This is a genomic window from Bradyrhizobium sp. CCBAU 45394, assembly GCF_028128655.1.
Lineage (GTDB): Bacteria > Pseudomonadota > Alphaproteobacteria > Rhizobiales > Xanthobacteraceae > Bradyrhizobium > Bradyrhizobium diazoefficiens.
Window position 1 is genome coordinate 168,241 of record NZ_LBIX01000008.1, and the last position, 14,932, is coordinate 183,172.

The 14,932-nt window shown below is 65.4% G+C and carries 14 protein-coding genes; 8 read left to right on the plus strand and 6 right to left on the minus strand.

Annotated elements, in window-relative coordinates; all coding sequences use genetic code 11:
- Positions 1 to 114 precede the first annotated feature (114 nt).
- The 7 genes from WN73_RS05045 to WN73_RS05075 all read left to right on the plus strand — a co-directional run bounded on the left by WN73_RS05045 (position 115) and on the right by WN73_RS05075 (position 9,139).
- Complete coding sequence (locus WN73_RS05045; RefSeq protein WP_271551893.1) at positions 115 to 1,056, plus strand: ABC transporter permease; 942 nt, start codon at positions 115 to 117, stop codon at positions 1,054 to 1,056.
- Positions 1,057 to 1,075: 19 nt separating this feature from the next.
- Positions 1,076 to 1,963: an ABC transporter permease gene (locus WN73_RS05050; RefSeq protein ID WP_028175417.1), complete on the plus strand. Its 888-nt coding sequence runs from the start codon at positions 1,076 to 1,078 to the stop codon at positions 1,961 to 1,963.
- A gap of 127 nt (positions 1,964 to 2,090) precedes the next feature.
- Entirely contained in the window at positions 2,091 to 3,740 is a 1,650-nt protein-coding gene (locus WN73_RS05055) for an ABC transporter ATP-binding protein (RefSeq protein ID WP_028175418.1), read from the plus strand.
- 252 nt (positions 3,741 to 3,992) lie between these two features.
- A complete protein-coding gene (locus WN73_RS05060; protein ID WP_028175419.1) occupies positions 3,993 to 5,498 on the plus strand; it encodes a M81 family metallopeptidase in 1,506 nt (501 codons plus the stop codon).
- 13 nt (positions 5,499 to 5,511) lie between these two features.
- On the plus strand, positions 5,512 to 6,675 hold the full coding sequence (locus WN73_RS05065) for a M20 aminoacylase family protein (RefSeq protein ID WP_011088348.1): 1,164 nt from the start codon (positions 5,512 to 5,514) through the stop codon (positions 6,673 to 6,675).
- A 2-nt stretch (positions 6,676 to 6,677) separates the two neighbouring features.
- Positions 6,678 to 8,099, plus strand: a complete 1,422-nt coding sequence (locus tag WN73_RS05070; protein WP_028175420.1) for an amidase — start codon at positions 6,678 to 6,680, stop codon at positions 8,097 to 8,099.
- Positions 8,100 to 8,248: 149 nt separating this feature from the next.
- The gene (locus tag WN73_RS05075) at positions 8,249 to 9,139 is read left to right on the plus strand and encodes a crotonase/enoyl-CoA hydratase family protein (RefSeq protein WP_011088350.1); all 891 of its coding nucleotides are present in this window, start codon (positions 8,249 to 8,251) and stop codon (positions 9,137 to 9,139) included.
- Between the two features lie 118 nt (positions 9,140 to 9,257).
- On the opposite strand, the gene WN73_RS05080 is transcribed toward WN73_RS05075, so the two are convergent.
- The 3 genes from WN73_RS05080 to WN73_RS05090 all read right to left on the minus strand — a co-directional run bounded on the left by WN73_RS05080 (position 9,258) and on the right by WN73_RS05090 (position 11,700).
- Positions 9,258 to 10,235, minus strand: a complete 978-nt coding sequence (locus tag WN73_RS05080; RefSeq protein WP_028175421.1) for an NADPH:quinone oxidoreductase family protein — start codon at positions 10,233 to 10,235, stop codon at positions 9,258 to 9,260.
- The gene (locus WN73_RS05085) at positions 10,235 to 10,843 is read right to left on the minus strand and encodes a 2-hydroxychromene-2-carboxylate isomerase (protein ID WP_028175422.1); all 609 of its coding nucleotides are present in this window, start codon (positions 10,841 to 10,843) and stop codon (positions 10,235 to 10,237) included. The genes WN73_RS05080 and WN73_RS05085 overlap by 1 nt, the downstream gene beginning before the upstream one ends.
- A 155-nt stretch (positions 10,844 to 10,998) precedes the next feature.
- Positions 10,999 to 11,700 (minus strand): glutathione binding-like protein, encoded by a 702-nt coding sequence (locus WN73_RS05090; RefSeq protein WP_028175423.1) that lies wholly within the window; start codon positions 11,698 to 11,700, stop codon positions 10,999 to 11,001.
- Between the two features lie 109 nt (positions 11,701 to 11,809).
- Here WN73_RS05090 and WN73_RS05095 point away from each other — a divergent pair, with 109 nt between their 5' ends.
- Complete coding sequence (locus WN73_RS05095) at positions 11,810 to 12,832, plus strand: methionine synthase (RefSeq protein WP_011088354.1); 1,023 nt, start codon at positions 11,810 to 11,812, stop codon at positions 12,830 to 12,832.
- A gap of 18 nt (positions 12,833 to 12,850) precedes the next feature.
- Here the strand turns inward: WN73_RS05095 and WN73_RS05100 are convergent, their stop codons facing one another.
- The 3 genes from WN73_RS05100 to WN73_RS05110 all read right to left on the minus strand — a co-directional run bounded on the left by WN73_RS05100 (position 12,851) and on the right by WN73_RS05110 (position 14,904).
- Complete coding sequence (locus WN73_RS05100; RefSeq protein ID WP_028175424.1) at positions 12,851 to 13,468, minus strand: hypothetical protein; 618 nt, start codon at positions 13,466 to 13,468, stop codon at positions 12,851 to 12,853.
- Between the two features lie 132 nt (positions 13,469 to 13,600).
- Positions 13,601 to 14,128 carry a xanthine phosphoribosyltransferase gene (gpt, locus tag WN73_RS05105; RefSeq protein ID WP_028175425.1) on the minus strand — a complete coding sequence of 176 codons (528 nt, stop codon included), beginning with the start codon at positions 14,126 to 14,128 and terminating at the stop codon, positions 13,601 to 13,603.
- Between the two features lie 38 nt (positions 14,129 to 14,166).
- The gene (locus WN73_RS05110) at positions 14,167 to 14,904 is read right to left on the minus strand and encodes a competence/damage-inducible protein A (protein ID WP_011088357.1); all 738 of its coding nucleotides are present in this window, start codon (positions 14,902 to 14,904) and stop codon (positions 14,167 to 14,169) included.
- Between the last annotated feature and the right edge of the window lie 28 nt (positions 14,905 to 14,932).

The following is a 14,932-nucleotide window of genomic DNA, read 5'->3' on the forward strand; positions in this document are numbered from 1 at the left end:
CCGCACTGCAAAACCTGTGGCCCTGATGGCACGGGAATTGCTCAAATGTTAGGCTGATGGCAGAACAGGCAACGACCGCTGCCGCCGATTTGACTCTAATCTGACGGATTCAACTTGCTCGGATATCTCCTTCGCCGAATCTTCGCCGCCGTGCCCGTGATGGGCGTCGTCGCGCTGTTCGTCTTCCTCCTGCTCCGCCTCACCCCCGGCGATCCCGCCGCGATCCTCGCCGGCGACAACGCGACGCTGGAACGGCTGGAGCGCATCCGGACCTCACTCGGCCTCAACGAGCCCCTGATCGTGCAGTTCATCACCTGGGTGAACAAGCTGCTGCACGGCGATCTCGGGACGTCGCTGATCTCCAACCTGCCGGTGATGAAGATGATCGGCCAGCGCGTCGAGCCGTCGATCTCGATCGCGCTGTCGACCATCATCCTCGCCGTCATCGTCGCGGTCCCCCTGGGGGTGATCGCGGCGTGGAAGCACGGCACCTGGATCGACCGTTTCGTGATGGGTCTCTCGGTGCTCGGCTTCTCGGTCCCGGTGTTCGTGGTCGGCTATGTCCTGATCGAGGTCTTCGCGATCGACCTGCGCTGGGTGCCGGTGCAGGGCTTCAAGAGCATCTCGAACGGCTTCGGTCCGTTCTTCGAGCGCATGATTCTGCCGACCTGCGCGCTCTCCTTCATCTACATCGCGCTGATCGCGCGCATGACGCGCGCGGCGATGCTCGACGTGCTCGGCGAGGACTATGTCCGCACCGCGCGCGCCAAGGGCATCAATGAAGTCGCCGTGATGATGCGCCATGCGCTGCGCAACGCCGCCGTGCCCGTGATCACCGTCATCGGCACCGGCTTTGCGCTTCTGATCTCCGGCGTCGTCGTCACCGAGAGCGTGTTCAACATCCCCGGCATCGGCCGCCTCACCGTGGATGCGGTGCTGGCGCGCGACTATCCGGTGATCCAGGCGATGATCCTGCTGACCTCGCTGATCTATGTCGTCGTCAATCTTCTCATCGACGTCGCCTACACCCTGCTCGATCCCCGGATCCGGTACTGAGGCAAGGATAAGGACAAAAATGTCGGTCGATACCCTTCCCCAGTCGTCCATTCCGATCACGTCGCCGCTGCGGCCGCGCTTCGGATTCCTCACCTCGACGCCGATCATCGCCACGGCGACGGTCCTGCTAGCGCTGATCGTGCTGATCTCGATTCTGGCGCCGCTGATCGCGCCGCACGATCCGATCCAGCTCGCGCCGTCGCAACGATTGAAGCCGACCTCGGCGCAATTCCTGCTCGGCACCGACGCCTACGGACGCGACCTGCTGTCGCGCGTCATCTATGGCGGCCGCATCTCGCTTCTGATCGGTGTCGGCTCGGCGATCCTGTCGATCGTCATCGGGCTGGCGATCGGCCTCGTCTCCGGCTTCTTCAAGCTGATCGATTCCGTCCTGATGCGGGTCATGGACGGCCTGATGGCGATGCCGAGCATCCTGCTCGCGATCGCCGTGGTGTCGCTGTCCGGTGCCAGCATCTGGACCGTGCTGATCGCGATCACGATCCCCGAAGTTCCGCGCGTGGCGCGCCTGGTGCGCTCGGTCGTGCTGTCGGCGCGCGAGGAACCCTATGTTGAAGCGGCGATCTCGGTCGGCTCATCCCTGCCGAAGATCATGTGGCGGCACTTGATGCCGAACACGATCGCGCCCCTGATCGTGCAGGGCAGTTACGTATGCGCCTCCGCGATCCTCACCGAGGCGATCCTCTCCTTCCTCGGCGCCGGCATCTCCCCGGAGACACCGACCTGGGGCAACATCATGGCCGAGGGCCGCCAGTACTTCCAGATCAAGCCGTCGCTGATCTTCTGGCCGGGCCTCCTGCTCTCGATCGCCATTCTCAGCATCAATCTGATTGGCGACGCCGCCCGCGACGCCCTCGATCCCCGCATGAAGCAGCGGGAGGGGAAGTGAAACCATTGATTCCGTCATTCCGGGGCGGTGCGAAGCACCGAACTATGGTGCGCAGTTGCGCATCTGAGAATCTCGAGGTTCCGGGTTCGCGCTTGCGCGCGCCCCGGAACGACGGTGGAGACATTGCATGACCAACACCATCCTCGACATCAACAACCTCGTCGTTTCCGTCGGCAAGAAGCCGAAGGCGGCGAACATCATCGATGGCATCTCGATCCAGGTGCGCGAACGCGAGACGCTGTGTCTCGTCGGCGAAAGCGGCTCGGGCAAGTCGGTGACCTCGCTGACCACGATGGGCCTGCTGCCGAAGGGCACGCTGGTGCCCACCGCCGGCAGCGTCAAGCTGGTCGGCGAAGAGCTGCTCACCGCGACCGACCGCCGGCTGCGCCAGCTCCGCGCGACGCAGATGGCGATGATCTTCCAGGAGCCAATGACCGCGCTCAATCCGGTCGTGCCGGTCGGCCGGCAGATCGACGAAGTGCTGCGCGCGCACACCAATCTCGATGCCAGGGCACGAAAGAAGCGCATCCTCGACATGATGGAGCAGGTGCGCCTGCCCCAGGTCGAGCGCATCTTCGCCTCCTACCCGCACCGCCTCTCCGGCGGCCAGCGCCAGCGCATCATGATCGCGATGGCGCTGGTGCTCGAGCCGAAGCTGCTCATTGCCGACGAGCCGACTACCGCACTCGACGTCACCACGCAGAAACAGATCCTGACCCTGATCCGCGACCTCCAGCGCGATCACGGCACGGCCGTGCTGTTCATCACCCACGACATGGGCGTGGTGGCGGAAATCGCCGACCGTGTCGCCGTGATGCGGCAGGGTCGCCTCGTCGAGACCGGTCAGCTCGACGCCGTGCTGCGCAATCCGACCATGGAATACACCCGCAACCTGCTCTCGGCGGTGCCGAGCCTCGTGCCGCGCGCGGCGCGGCCCGAGACCAAGGAACCGGTGGTGCTGGAGGCCAACGACCTCAGCAAGGTCTATAAGGAGCGCGCCTTCTTCGGCAAAGGCCGCGAGGTCGTCGCCGCCGACAAGGTGACGCTGACGCTGCGCAAGGGCCGTACGCTCGGCATCGTCGGCGAGAGCGGCTCGGGCAAGTCCACGGTGGCACGCTGCATCGTGCGCCTGATCGACCCGACCTCCGGCGGCGTGCGCCTGTCCGGTCGCGAGATCTCCGACATCTCGCGTCGCCTGCTCCAGCCGCACCGGCAGAAGATCCAGATCGTGTTCCAGGATCCCTATCGCTCGCTCAACCCGCGCATCACGGTGGGCGAGAGCATCGCGGAAGGCCCGATCAATTACGGCGTCGCGCATGCCGACGCGATGAAGCGCGCCCGCGAGCTGCTCGAGCTGGTCGGCCTGCCCGCCGATGCCGTGTCACGCTATCCGCACCAGTTCTCCGGCGGCCAGCGCCAGCGCATCGCGATTGCGCGAGCGCTCGCGCTCGATCCGGACGTGCTGGTCGCGGACGAAGCGGTCTCCGCGCTCGACGTCTCGGTGCAGGCCCAGGTGCTGGAACTGCTCGACGAGATCCAGAAGCGGCTCGGCATCGCGATCCTGTTCATCACCCACGATCTCCGCGTCGCAGCGCAAATCTGCGACGAGGTCGTGGTGATGCAGCACGGCCGCGTCGTCGAACAGGGCCCCGCCGCCGAAGTGCTGACGCATCCGAAGGAGGCCTACACCAGGGCCCTGCTGGAGGCAGCCCCCGGCCGCGGCTGGGACTTTGCGAACTTCCGGCCGGTGTCGGAGGGCTTGGTGGCGACGGCGTAACTCCACTCTCTCCTCGTCATTCCGGGGCATCGCGAAGCGATGAGCCCGGAATCCATCAGGCCGCAGACTCTGTCGCATGATGGATTCCGGGCTCGCGCCAAGTGGCGCGCCCCGGAATGACTGCGGAGCAGCATTCCCAAAACGATCTGACCCTATGCACGGCGCGATTGCTTCTCACCTTGCTCTCGCCGCAAGGGCAAGGCTAACGTCGAAGGCTAGCGCGCGCACTTTCAATCGACTGGACTTGAATTGATGACACGTATCGCCGTCGGCGGCTTCCTGCACGAGACCAACACCTTCGCCCCGACCAAGGCGACATTCGCGGACTTCCAGCATGGCGGCGGCTGGCCGGCGATGACTGAAGGTGCCGACGTGCTGAAGGTGATGCGCCGCATCAATGTCGGACTCGCCGGTTTCGTCGACAGCGCCGAAGCCAACGGCTGGGAACTCATTCCGACCATCGCCTGCGGCGCGAGCCCCTCCGCACATGTCACCAAGGATGCGTTCGAGCGCATCGTGAGGGTGATGGTTGACGGCATCGCAGCCTCGGGCCCGATCGACGCCGTCTATCTCGACCTGCACGGCGCGATGGTGACGGAGCATCTCGACGACGGCGAAGGCGAAATCCTGGCACGGGTACGCCGCGTCATCGGCGAGGATGTTCCGCTCGTCACAAGCCTCGATCTTCACGCCAACGTCACGCCCGCGATGATCGGGCATGCCGACGCGCTGATCGCCTACCGCACCTATCCGCATGTCGACATGGCCGAGACCGGCCGCGCCTCGGCGCGACATCTCGCGCTGCTGTTGAAGACCAAGCAGCGCTTTGCGAAAGCCTTCCGGCAACTGCCGTTCCTGATCCCGATCAGCTGGCAGTGCACCAACGACCAGCCGACCAAGGGCATCTACGAGAAGCTCGCCGCGCTCGAGAGCGACGGGGTTCCGACGCTGTCCTTCGCGCCGGGCTTCCCCGCCGCCGACTTCCGCGATTGCGGGCCCAGCGTGTTCGCCTATGGCAAGACGCAAGCCGACGCCGATCGCGCCGCGGATGCGATCGTCAAGCTGATCGAAAGCCACGAGGACGATTTCGACGGCAAGATCTGGTCGCCCGACGACGGCGTGCGCCATGCGATGGAGCTCGCGAAGGGCGCCAGCAAGCCGATCATCATCGCCGACACCCAGGACAATCCCGGCGCCGGCGGCGATTCCGACACCACCGGCATGCTGCGCGCGCTGGTGCGCAACAAGGCCAGCGCCGCGACCGGCGCGATCTACGATCCGGAATCGGCCAAGGCCGCCCATGCGGCCGGTGTCGGCGCCACGGTGACGCTGTCGCTCGGCGGCAAGTCCGGCATTCCAGGCGACGAGCCCTATCGCGAGACCTTCGTCGTCGAAAAATTGTCCGACGGCCGCTTCATCGCGCCCGGCCCCTATTACGGCGGCCGCGAGATGGAGATGGGTCCTTCCGCGGCCCTGCGCATCGGCGACGTTCGTGTCGTCGTCTCCTCGCACAAGGCGCAGCTCGCCGATCAGGCGATGTACCGCTATGTCGGCATCGAGCCGACCGAACAGAAGATCCTGGTCAACAAGAGCTCGGTGCACTTCCGCGCCGATTTCGAGCCGATCGCGGAACAGCTGATGATCTGCGCCGCCCCCGGCGCGATGCCGGCCGATACCGCCTCCCTGCCCTGGACGAAGCTGCGCCCGGGCATTCGCATCAAGCCGAACGGCCCCGTTTTCGATCCCCCTTCACGCTAACCGGACAGGACACATGCCCACGATCGACCGCATCGACGGCTATGCCGACGAACTCACCGCTATCAGGCGCGACCTCCACGCCCATCCCGAGATCGGCTTCGAGGAAGTGCGCACTTCCGGCATCGTTGCGGACAAGCTGAAGGGCTGGGGCATCGAGGTGCATCGCGGCCTCGGCGGCACCGGCGTGATCGGCGTCATCAAGGGCAAGGGGTCGAGCGGCAAGCGCATCGGCCTGCGCGCCGACATGGACGCGCTGCCGATGGAAGAGAACACCAATCTGAAATGGAGCTCGAAAATCCCCGGCCGCTTCCACGGCTGCGGCCATGACGGCCACACCACCATGCTGCTCGGCACCGCGCGCTATCTCGCCGAGACCAGGAACTTCGACGGCACCGTGCACCTGATCTTCCAGCCGGCCGAGGAAGGCCTCGGCGGCGCCCGCGCGATGATCAAGGACGGGCTGTTCGAGAAGTTTCCGTGCGACGAGCTCTACGGCCTGCACAACGCGCCCGACCTCAACCACGGCGAGATCGCGATCCTGCCCGGTCCGGCGATGGCCAGCGCCGACTTCTTCGACCTCCGCATCACCGGCTATGGCGCGCATGGCGCAATGCCCGAACGCTCCAAGGACGCGGTGATCATCGCGACCACGCTGGCGCAGGCGATCCAGACCATCGTCAGCCGCAACGTCGAGCCGCTGCAGGCTGCGGTGGTGTCGATCACCCAGATCCATGCGGGCTCCGCCTACAACGTCATCCCCGGCGACGCGCATCTTTGCGGCACCATCCGCACCTTCTCGAAAGAAGTCCGCACCCTGGTCAGCGAACGCATCCGCACCATCTGCGCCGGCATCGCGGCCGCGTATCAGTGCGCGATCGACGTCGACATCCGCGACACCTTCAACGTGCTGGTCAACCAGGTCGAGCAGTCCAAGGTGGTCGAGGAGGTGGCGCGCACCGTCGTCGACCCCGCCAAGGTGATCACCCGCACCCAGCCGAAGATGGGCAGCGAGGATTTTGCCGACATGCTGGAGACCATTCCCGGCGCCTATTTCTGGGTCGGCCATGACGGCTCGGTGCCGGTGCACAATCCCGGTTTTGTGCTCGACGACAAGATCCTGCCGATCGGCGCCAGCATGTTCGCCCGCATCATCGAAACGCGCATGCCGGTCGTTTAGCAATGCACAAAAAGAGCGTCGAAGAGGCGGTCACCTCGCTGCACGATCTGTCCGCGGTCGATCTGATCGCGGGCTATCGCGCCAAGCAATTCTCGCCGAGCGAGGTGCTGGAGGACGTGCTCACGCACGTCGCGGCGTGGGAGCCGCACCTTAGGGCACTCTATGCGTTCGACCCCGACGGCGCGCGCGAGGCCGCAAAGGCCTCGACCGCGCGCTGGACCGGCGGCGAGCCGTCCGGCCCGCTCGACGGCGTGCCTGTCACGGTAAAGGACAACATCGCGACCAAGGGCGTGCCGGTGCCGCTGGGGGCGGCCAGCGTCAAGCTCGTGCCGGCCGAGAAGGACGCCCCGCCCGCCGCGCGGCTGCGCGAGGCCGGCGCGATCATCTTCGCCAAGACCACCATGCCCGATTACGGCATGCTGTCCTCCGGGCTCTCCAGCTTCCACGCGCTCGCGCGCAACCCCTGGGACCTCAGCAAGAACCCCGGCGGCTCCAGCGCCGGTGCAGGCGCCGCCGCGGCGGCCGGCTACGGCCCCCTGCATCTCGGCACCGATATCGGCGGCTCGGTGCGCCTGCCCGCGGGCTGGTGCGGCCTCGTCGGATTGAAGCCGAGCTTCGGCCGCGTACCGATCGACCCCACCTATGTCGGACGCGTCGCCGGCCCCATGACCCGCACGGTTGACGATTGCGCGCTGATGATGAGCGCGATCGCAAAGCCCGACCGGCGCGACGGCATGAGCCTGCCCGCCGAACCCCTCAACTGGAAAGGGCCGGAGAAGTCTCCGCGCAAATTGCGGATCGGCCTGATGCTCGATGCCGGCGTCGGGCTGCCGGCAGAACGGCCGGTCCGTGACGTTGCCGTGAAAGCCGCAAAGGCGTTCGAATCCGCAGGCAGCGTCGTCACCGAGGTCGACGGCATTTTGACCCGCGAGATGCTCGACGGCCTCGACAATTTCTGGCGCGCGCGGATGTGGGACGATCTGTCCAAGCTGACGCCGGCCGAGCAGGCAAAGGTGCTGCCCTACATCTTCAAATGGGGCGCATCCGGCGCAAAGCTCTCGGGTGTGGATGTCATCCGCGGCTTCAACCAGACCATGGCGATCCGCGCCGTGGCGTCAAAGCTGTTCTGCGAGCTCGACTACGTGATCTCGCCGACCGCACCGAACGTGAACTATCCGGCCGACTGGGCGTCGCCGACCAACGATCCCATGAGGCCGTTCGAGCACATCGCCTATACCGTGCCGTGGAATATGTCGGAGAACCCTGCGGTCTCCCTCAACGGCGGTTTCGACGCCAACGGCTTTCCCATCGGCGTGCAGATCGTCGGCCGCCGCTTCGACGACATCGGCGTGCTCGGCATGGCCAAGGCCTTCGAGGGCTTGCGCGGCCCGCAGCGGCCCTGGCCGAAGCCGCCGGCACGCTGAATATCCTCCGTCATTGTGGGGCGTCGCGAAGCGACGAGCCCGGAATCCATAACCACCATCGTGAGTATGGATTCCGGGCTCGCGCCAAGAGGCGCGCCCCGGAATGACGTGCTACAGAGAGAATAAGAAACAAAGGAAGGAAATAACCCATGGCGTATGAGACGATCAAATACGAGGTCGCCGAGCAGATCCTCACCATCACGCTGAACCGGCCCGACAAGCTCAACGCCTTCAACGCGCAGATGCAAGCAGAGCTGATCGACGCGTTCGATGCCGCCGACAAGGACGACAACGTCCGCGCCATCATCGTCACCGGCTCCGGCCGTGGTTTTTGCGCAGGCGCGGACCTCTCTTCCGGGGCCGACACGTTTGATCGCGACGCGCGGCGCGGTCCCGTCAAGCGCCTCGCCGACGGCAAGGTCGATTACAGCGATCCGCAGGTGCGCGACGGCGGCGGCCAGGTGACCTTGCGTATTTTCAAATGCCTCAAGCCCGTGATTGCCGCGGTGAACGGCCCTGCCGTCGGCATCGGCGTCACCATGCAGCTCGCGATGGACATCCGCATTGCCTCCGACGCCGCCCGCTTCGGCTTCGTGTTCTCCCAGCGCGGCATCGTGCCCGAGGCCGCCTCGAGCTGGTTCCTGCCGCGCATCGTCGGCATCTCGCAGGCGCTGGAATGGTGCTATTCGGGCCGCGTCTTCCCGGCGCAGGAAGCGCTTGCGGGGCGTCTCGTCAGCAAGGTGGTGCCGCCGGATGATCTCTTGCCGACCGCCCGCGCGCTCGCCAAGGAATTCGCGGCGAAAACCGCGCCGGTGTCGGTGGCGCTGATCCGGCAGATGATGTGGCGCATGATGGGTGCGGACGATCCGATGGAAGCCCACAAGGTCGACAGCCGCGGCATCTACGCCCGCGGCCGCTCGGACGACGTCAAGGAGGGCGTGGTGTCGTTCCTGGAGAAGCGTCCGGCGCAGTTCAAGAACAAGGTGTCCAGCGACATGCCGGATTATTTCCCGTGGTGGACGGAGCGGGAGTACAAGTGACGCGAAGCGTCATCCCGGGGCGATGCGAAGCATCGAACTATGGTGCGCAATTGCGCACCTGAGGATCTCGAGATTCCGGGTTCGCCCTTCGGGCGCCCCGGAATGACGGTGATAGAGATCACTCCATCACCAGCGCCACGCGACCGATCGCCTTGCGGTCGATCAGCAACCGCATCGCCTTCGCGTAATCCCCAAGCGGCAGGCGGTGCGAGACGTTGGGGCGCAGCTTGCCTTCCTCCGCCCACTGAAGCAGCGCCTTCAGGCGCACCTCGCCCAGCGCCGGATTTTTCCGCACGGCCTCTCCGGCGCGCACGCCGAGTACACTGGCGCCCTTGATCAGCAGCAGATTGGTCTTGGCCGAGCCGATGCCACCCGTAAAACCGATCACCAGCAGCCGCGCGCCCCAGGCGATGCAGCGCATCGAATTCTCGAACACCTCGCCGCCGACGGGATCGAACACCACATCGGCGCCGCGGCCGTCGGTGATGCGCTTGACCGCATCGCGAAACGGCTCGCGGTCGTAACGCACGAGATGATCGGCGCCGCGCGATTTCGCAATGGCAAGCTTCTCGTCGCTGGAGGCGGTCGCGATCACGGTCGCGCCCAGCATCTTGCCGATCTCGACGGCGGCAAGGCCTACGCCGCCACCGGCGCCATGCACGAGCAGCACTTCGCCGGGCTCGACGCGGCCGCGGTCGATCAGCGCGTGATAGGCAGTGCCGTGGCCGGCGAGATAGGTCGCAGCCTCCGCGTAATCGAAGGTGGACGGCATCGGCGTGAGCTGCGACGGCGCGACGACCGCTTCATCGGTGAAAGCACCGTGGCGCATCTTCACGATCACCTTGTCGCCGACGGCAACGCCCCTCGCCTCCGCGCCCACTTCGGTCACGTCGCCGGCGGCCTCCATGCCGGGCGTAAACGGCAGCTCCGGCTTGAGCTGATATTCGCCGGCCGCCATCAGCACGTCAGGAAAATTCAGCCCGGCGGCGCGGATCGCGACGCGCACTTCGCCCGGCTTCAGGGCACGCGAGGGAAACTCTTCCAGCAGCAAGCTTTCGGGCGCGCCGAACTCGCGGCAGACGACAGCGCGCACCATCAGGCCGCGCTCGCCCTGCGGCGCTTGAGCGCCTCGCGGATCAGCGGCAGGCGGTCATTGCCGAAATACATGTCGGTCTTATCGACGAAGATCGTCGGCGAGCCGAAGCCGCCGCGCGCGACGACCTCTTCGGTGTTGGCCTTGAGCTGGTCCTTGATCCCCTGCTCCGAAATGCCTGCAAAGAATTTCTGCTCATCGATGCCAAACGTCCTGCAGATCTCGGCGAGCACCGTGTCCTGCGAGATGTCCTTGTCGCCGCTCCAATAGGTTTCGAACACGGCGGTCGCGAACGGCACCATATCCCGACCCAGCCAGATGCAGCCGCGCATCGCCTTGACGCTGTTCACCGGAAACACCGTCGGCGGCATCTTGATCGACAGGCCGGCCGAGCGCGCCCAATCCTGGAGATCCTTCTTCATGTAGCGCGCCTTCAGCGGCACCGGCTTCTCCCGCTGCGCGTAGACGCTCGGGTTGACCGTGTTGAAGATGCCGCCGACCAGGATCGGCCGCCAGGCGATGTCCACGCCGAGCTCCTTGGCCAGCGGCTGGATGTTGTGAAAGGCGAGATAGGTCCAGGGGCTGGAACAGTCGAAGAAGAATTCGATCATGGCGTTTCCTTTGCTCTTGTCATTCCGGGGCGCGCCCTCTTGGGCGCGAACCCGGAATCCATTCCACCAGTTTTATTGCGGCCCGATGGATTCTCAGGTGCGCAATTGCGCACCTTAGCTCGGCGCTTCGCGCCACCCCGGATGACGGGTGCAGCCTACTTCTTTCCCAACACTTCCTTCGCACGCTGGCCGAACATGATCTTGCGTGATTCCTCGTCGAACGGCTCTTTCACGAACTTGCCGATCGCGAGCCCCGCCTGCACCGGCGGCCTGGCACGGACCTCGGCGTACCATCGCTTCACGTTCGGATAGTCCTCTAACGTAAAGCCCTGCGCCTTGTGGGTCATGGTCCAGGGGAAGCAGGCGATGTCGGCGATGGAATAGTCGCCGGCGACATAGGCGCCGGTCTTGCCGAGCTGCCGGTCCAGCACGCCGTAGAGCCGCGCCGCCTCGTCGCGGTAGCGCTCGATCGCGTAAGGGATCTTCTCGGCCGCATAGAGCGCGAAATGGCCGTGCTGGCCGAGCATGGGCCCGAGCCCCGCCATCTGCCACATCACCCACTGGATGGTGGTGGAGCGGCCGCGCAAATCTCCGGCCAGGAAACGGCCGGTCTTCTCTGCCAGATAGATCAGGATCGCGCCGGTCTCGAAGGCCGAGAACGGTGCGCCGCCATCGGCGGGTTCGTGATCGACGATCGCGGGAATACGGTTGTTCGGACTGATCGCGAGAAACTCGGGGTTGAACTGCTCGCCCGCGCGGATGTTGACGGGCTTCACGCAATAGGGGAGCCCGAGTTCCTCCAGCATGATCGAGATTTTCCAGCCGTTCGGCGTCGGCGCATAATAGAGTTCGATCATCGCCTTCCCTGTCGTCGCCGCTGGAATAGAGAGCGACTTTTGTCGTTCTGTACCTCGACGTTAAGACATGGCAGGAAGAGGCGCAACATAACCTGCCGGGAGAGCCGCCATGCTGTTTCCAACCACGATCGCCGGCTCCTTGCCGAAGCCCGAATGGCTCGCCGAGCCCAACATGCTCTGGGCGCCCTGGAAGTCGCAAGGCGATGAGCTGCTCCGCGCCAAGCGGGACGCGACACTGATCTGGCTGAAGATCCAGGAGGACGCCGGCATCGACATCGTCACCGAGGGTGAGCAGGCCCGCCAGCATTTCGTGCACGGTTTCCTGGAGAAGATCGACGGCATCGATTTCGCCCACAAGGTCGAGATGGGCATCCGCAAGGACCGCTACAAGGCGATGGTGCCGCAGGTGGTCGCGCCGCTCCGGCTCAAGGGCCGCGTCCATGCCTTTGAGGCGCGCGTGGCGCGCACGCACACGAAGAAGAAGCTGAAATTCACCCTGCCCGGCCCGATGACCATCATCGATACGATTGCCGATCGCTACTATGGCGACCGCGTCAAGATGGCCTTTGCGTTCGCCGAGCTGCTCAACGAGGAAGCCAAGGCACTCCAGGCCGACGGCGTCGATCTCGTACAGTTCGACGAGCCTGCCTTCAACGTCTACATGGACGAGGTCAACGACTGGGGCATCAAGGCGCTGGAGCGCGCCGCGCAGGGGCTGACCTGCGCCACCGCCGTGCACATCTGCTACGGCTACGGCATCAAGGCCAACACCGACTGGAAGGAGACGCTCGGCGCACAGTGGCGGCAGTACGAGCAGATCTTCCCCGCGATCGACGCGAGCCCGATCCAGCAGGTCGCGATCGAGTGCCGCAATTCCAAGGTGCCGCTCGACCTGCTGGCGCTGCTCAAGACCAAGATCGTGCAGGCCGGCGTGATCGACGTCGCCAGCGACACGGTGGAGACCGCCGAGGACGTCGTGAAGGTGATCGACGCGGTGTCGAAATTCGTGCCCAAGAGCAACATCATCGCCACCACCAATTGCGGCATGGCGCCGATGCGGCGCGAGATCGCCGAAGCCAAGCTGATGGCGCTCGGCGCAGGTGCCGCAATGGCGCGCGAGAAGCTGGGATGATGACGGTAAGCCGCTGCGCTAGCTGCGCGCTGTCGGATGCAACGCAGGCCGATAGCCGGCGACGATTGCGCGCAGCGTAGAAGGCGGCGTCAGCAGCTTTGCATCGGCGAGCTCGCGGTTAACTGCCGCATAGCCTGCCGGCGACCACAACAGCGCCCTGCCCCGCGCCACCAGAAAACTCTCTTCGCCCTGCTGCACCATCGCGCCGTCGGGCAATTCTGCCAGCGGCATCGGCAGCGCGTGCAGCCGCTTCCTGCCGCGATCAAGGCGCTCGCGATGCAGCGCGGCGTCGATCGCCTTCGCGCTGACGTCGCTTGCAGCATTCCCCGCTTCCCACGCTCTGCGAAAGCGCCTGGCATCGTCGCGGCGACAGAAGAAACACGGCCGATGGCCCGCGGCAAACGAGGTGGCTTCGTCGAGGAAGAACAGCTCGGTCCAGCTCCGGCGCGCCATCACCGGGCGCCGCCAGCCGCGGAATTCGCAGAGGCAAGTAATCCAGGCCGGCGACGACCAGCGCTTCTTCAGAAGCGTCTTCGTCGCGGGATCGTGGATGATGCCGCGATTGCCGGTGAACATTCCGCGATGCGGGGTGGCGATGATCTCGCCGGTCGGCGTGACGCGATTTTGCAGGGGCATGGGTGCACGCCCGTTAAACTGACGTCATTCCGGGGCGGTCCGCAGGACCGAACCCGGAATCTCGAGATTCCCTGGTGCGCAATTGCGCACCATAGTTCGATGCCTTGCATCGCCCCGGAATGACTCCGTCCCTCACGCCGCCCCGTCGCGGAGCGGCGGGTGATAGGACAGCGCGGTGTCCCAGGGGAAGAAGATCCAGGTGTCCTGCGACACCTCCGTGATGTAGGTGTCGACCAGCGGGCGCCCCTTCGGCTTGGCGTAGACCGTGGCGAAATGCGCATCGGGCAGCATCTCGCGCACCAGCTTGCCTGTCTTGCCGGTGTCGACGAGGTCGTCGACGATCAGGAGCCCCTTGCCGGTGCCGCCTCCGAGTTTCATCGCAGCTTCCGAGATGCCCTTGAGGACCTGAAGCTCGCCCTGCTTGTTGTGGTCGTAGCTGGCGATGCAGACCGTGTCGATCACGCGCACGCCGAGCTCGCGGGCCACGATCGCGGCCGGCACCAGGCCGCCGCGGGTAATCGCGATCACCGCGTGGAACGGACCGACCTCGTTGAGCCGCCAGGTCAGCGCCCGGCAGTCCCGGTGAAACTGGTCCCATGAGACCGGAAAGGCCTTGCCTGCCCGCTCCTGCGCGCTCAGTTCCGGTGCTTCACCGCCCATCATCCTCTCCTGCAAATCGTCGTCCGGCGGCCTTTCTGCTACCGGGTGATGTTCAATCCTGCCAGCATTTCCTTCACCGCGGCCATGGCTGCGGCGAGCTTATCCGCATCCCGCGAACGCACCACCAGATTGGTGTTCGGCTTCGAGTCCTCGTCCATGAAGGGATAGCTGCCGATGATGGTGTCGGGATGAGCGGCGGCGATCGCCCGCAGCGGGCTGCCGATGTCACCTTCCCGCGCATTGGCGCGGACCGATTCGGAGAGCATGCGCACGCCCGATTTCAGCTTGGGCGAGACGATGTCCATCATCGCCTGCATGATCGAGGGCACGCCCGCCATCACGATGACATTGCCAATCTTGAAGCCGGGCGCGAGGATGGTCGCGCTCTGGATCAGCTCGGCACCGTCGGGGATGCGGGCCATGCGCAGGCGGGCCTCGTTGAGATCCTGCTCGCTCCAGCGCTCGCGGAAACGGGCGACCACCTCCGGGTGATGGTCGATGCCGACGCCGAACGCCTTGGCGACGCTGTCGGCGGTGATGTCGTCATGGGTCGGCCCGATCCCGCCGGTGGTGAAGACATAGGTGTAGCGATGCCGCAGTGCATTCAATGCGGCGATGATGTCGTCCTCGTCGTCGGAGACGACCCGGACTTCCTTCAGGTCGATGCCGATATTGGTCAGGTATTCGGCAATGAAGCCGATATTCTTGTCCTTGGTCCGGCCGGACAGGATTTCGTCCCCAATGACCAGAATGCCCGCCGTGACGATCTCGCTCATGCCTTAAGTCCCTCACCTGTAGCGCCGA

Excerpts from the sequence above, each read along its gene's own strand:
- WN73_RS05050 (WP_028175417.1), top strand. The coding sequence starts at position 1,076 with ATGTCGGTCGATACCCTTCCCCAGTCGTCCATTCCGATCACGTCGCCG.
- WN73_RS05055 (WP_028175418.1), top strand. The coding sequence starts at position 2,091 with ATGACCAACACCATCCTCGACATCAACAACCTCGTCGTTTCCGTCGGC.
- WN73_RS05060 (WP_028175419.1), top strand. The coding sequence starts at position 3,993 with ATGACACGTATCGCCGTCGGCGGCTTCCTGCACGAGACCAACACCTTC.
- WN73_RS05065 (WP_011088348.1), top strand. The coding sequence starts at position 5,512 with ATGCCCACGATCGACCGCATCGACGGCTATGCCGACGAACTCACCGCT.
- WN73_RS05070 (WP_028175420.1), top strand. The coding sequence starts at position 6,678 with ATGCACAAAAAGAGCGTCGAAGAGGCGGTCACCTCGCTGCACGATCTG.
- WN73_RS05075 (WP_011088350.1), top strand. The coding sequence starts at position 8,249 with ATGGCGTATGAGACGATCAAATACGAGGTCGCCGAGCAGATCCTCACC.
- WN73_RS05080 (WP_028175421.1), bottom strand. The coding sequence starts at position 10,235 with ATGGTGCGCGCTGTCGTCTGCCGCGAGTTCGGCGCGCCCGAAAGCTTG.
- WN73_RS05085 (WP_028175422.1), bottom strand. The coding sequence starts at position 10,843 with ATGATCGAATTCTTCTTCGACTGTTCCAGCCCCTGGACCTATCTCGCC.
- WN73_RS05090 (WP_028175423.1), bottom strand. The coding sequence starts at position 11,700 with ATGATCGAACTCTATTATGCGCCGACGCCGAACGGCTGGAAAATCTCG.
- WN73_RS05095 (WP_011088354.1), top strand. The coding sequence starts at position 11,810 with ATGCTGTTTCCAACCACGATCGCCGGCTCCTTGCCGAAGCCCGAATGG.
- WN73_RS05100 (WP_028175424.1), bottom strand. The coding sequence starts at position 13,468 with ATGCCCCTGCAAAATCGCGTCACGCCGACCGGCGAGATCATCGCCACC.
- gpt (WP_028175425.1), bottom strand. The coding sequence starts at position 14,128 with ATGGGCGGTGAAGCACCGGAACTGAGCGCGCAGGAGCGGGCAGGCAAG.
- WN73_RS05110 (WP_011088357.1), bottom strand. The coding sequence starts at position 14,904 with ATGAGCGAGATCGTCACGGCGGGCATTCTGGTCATTGGGGACGAAATC.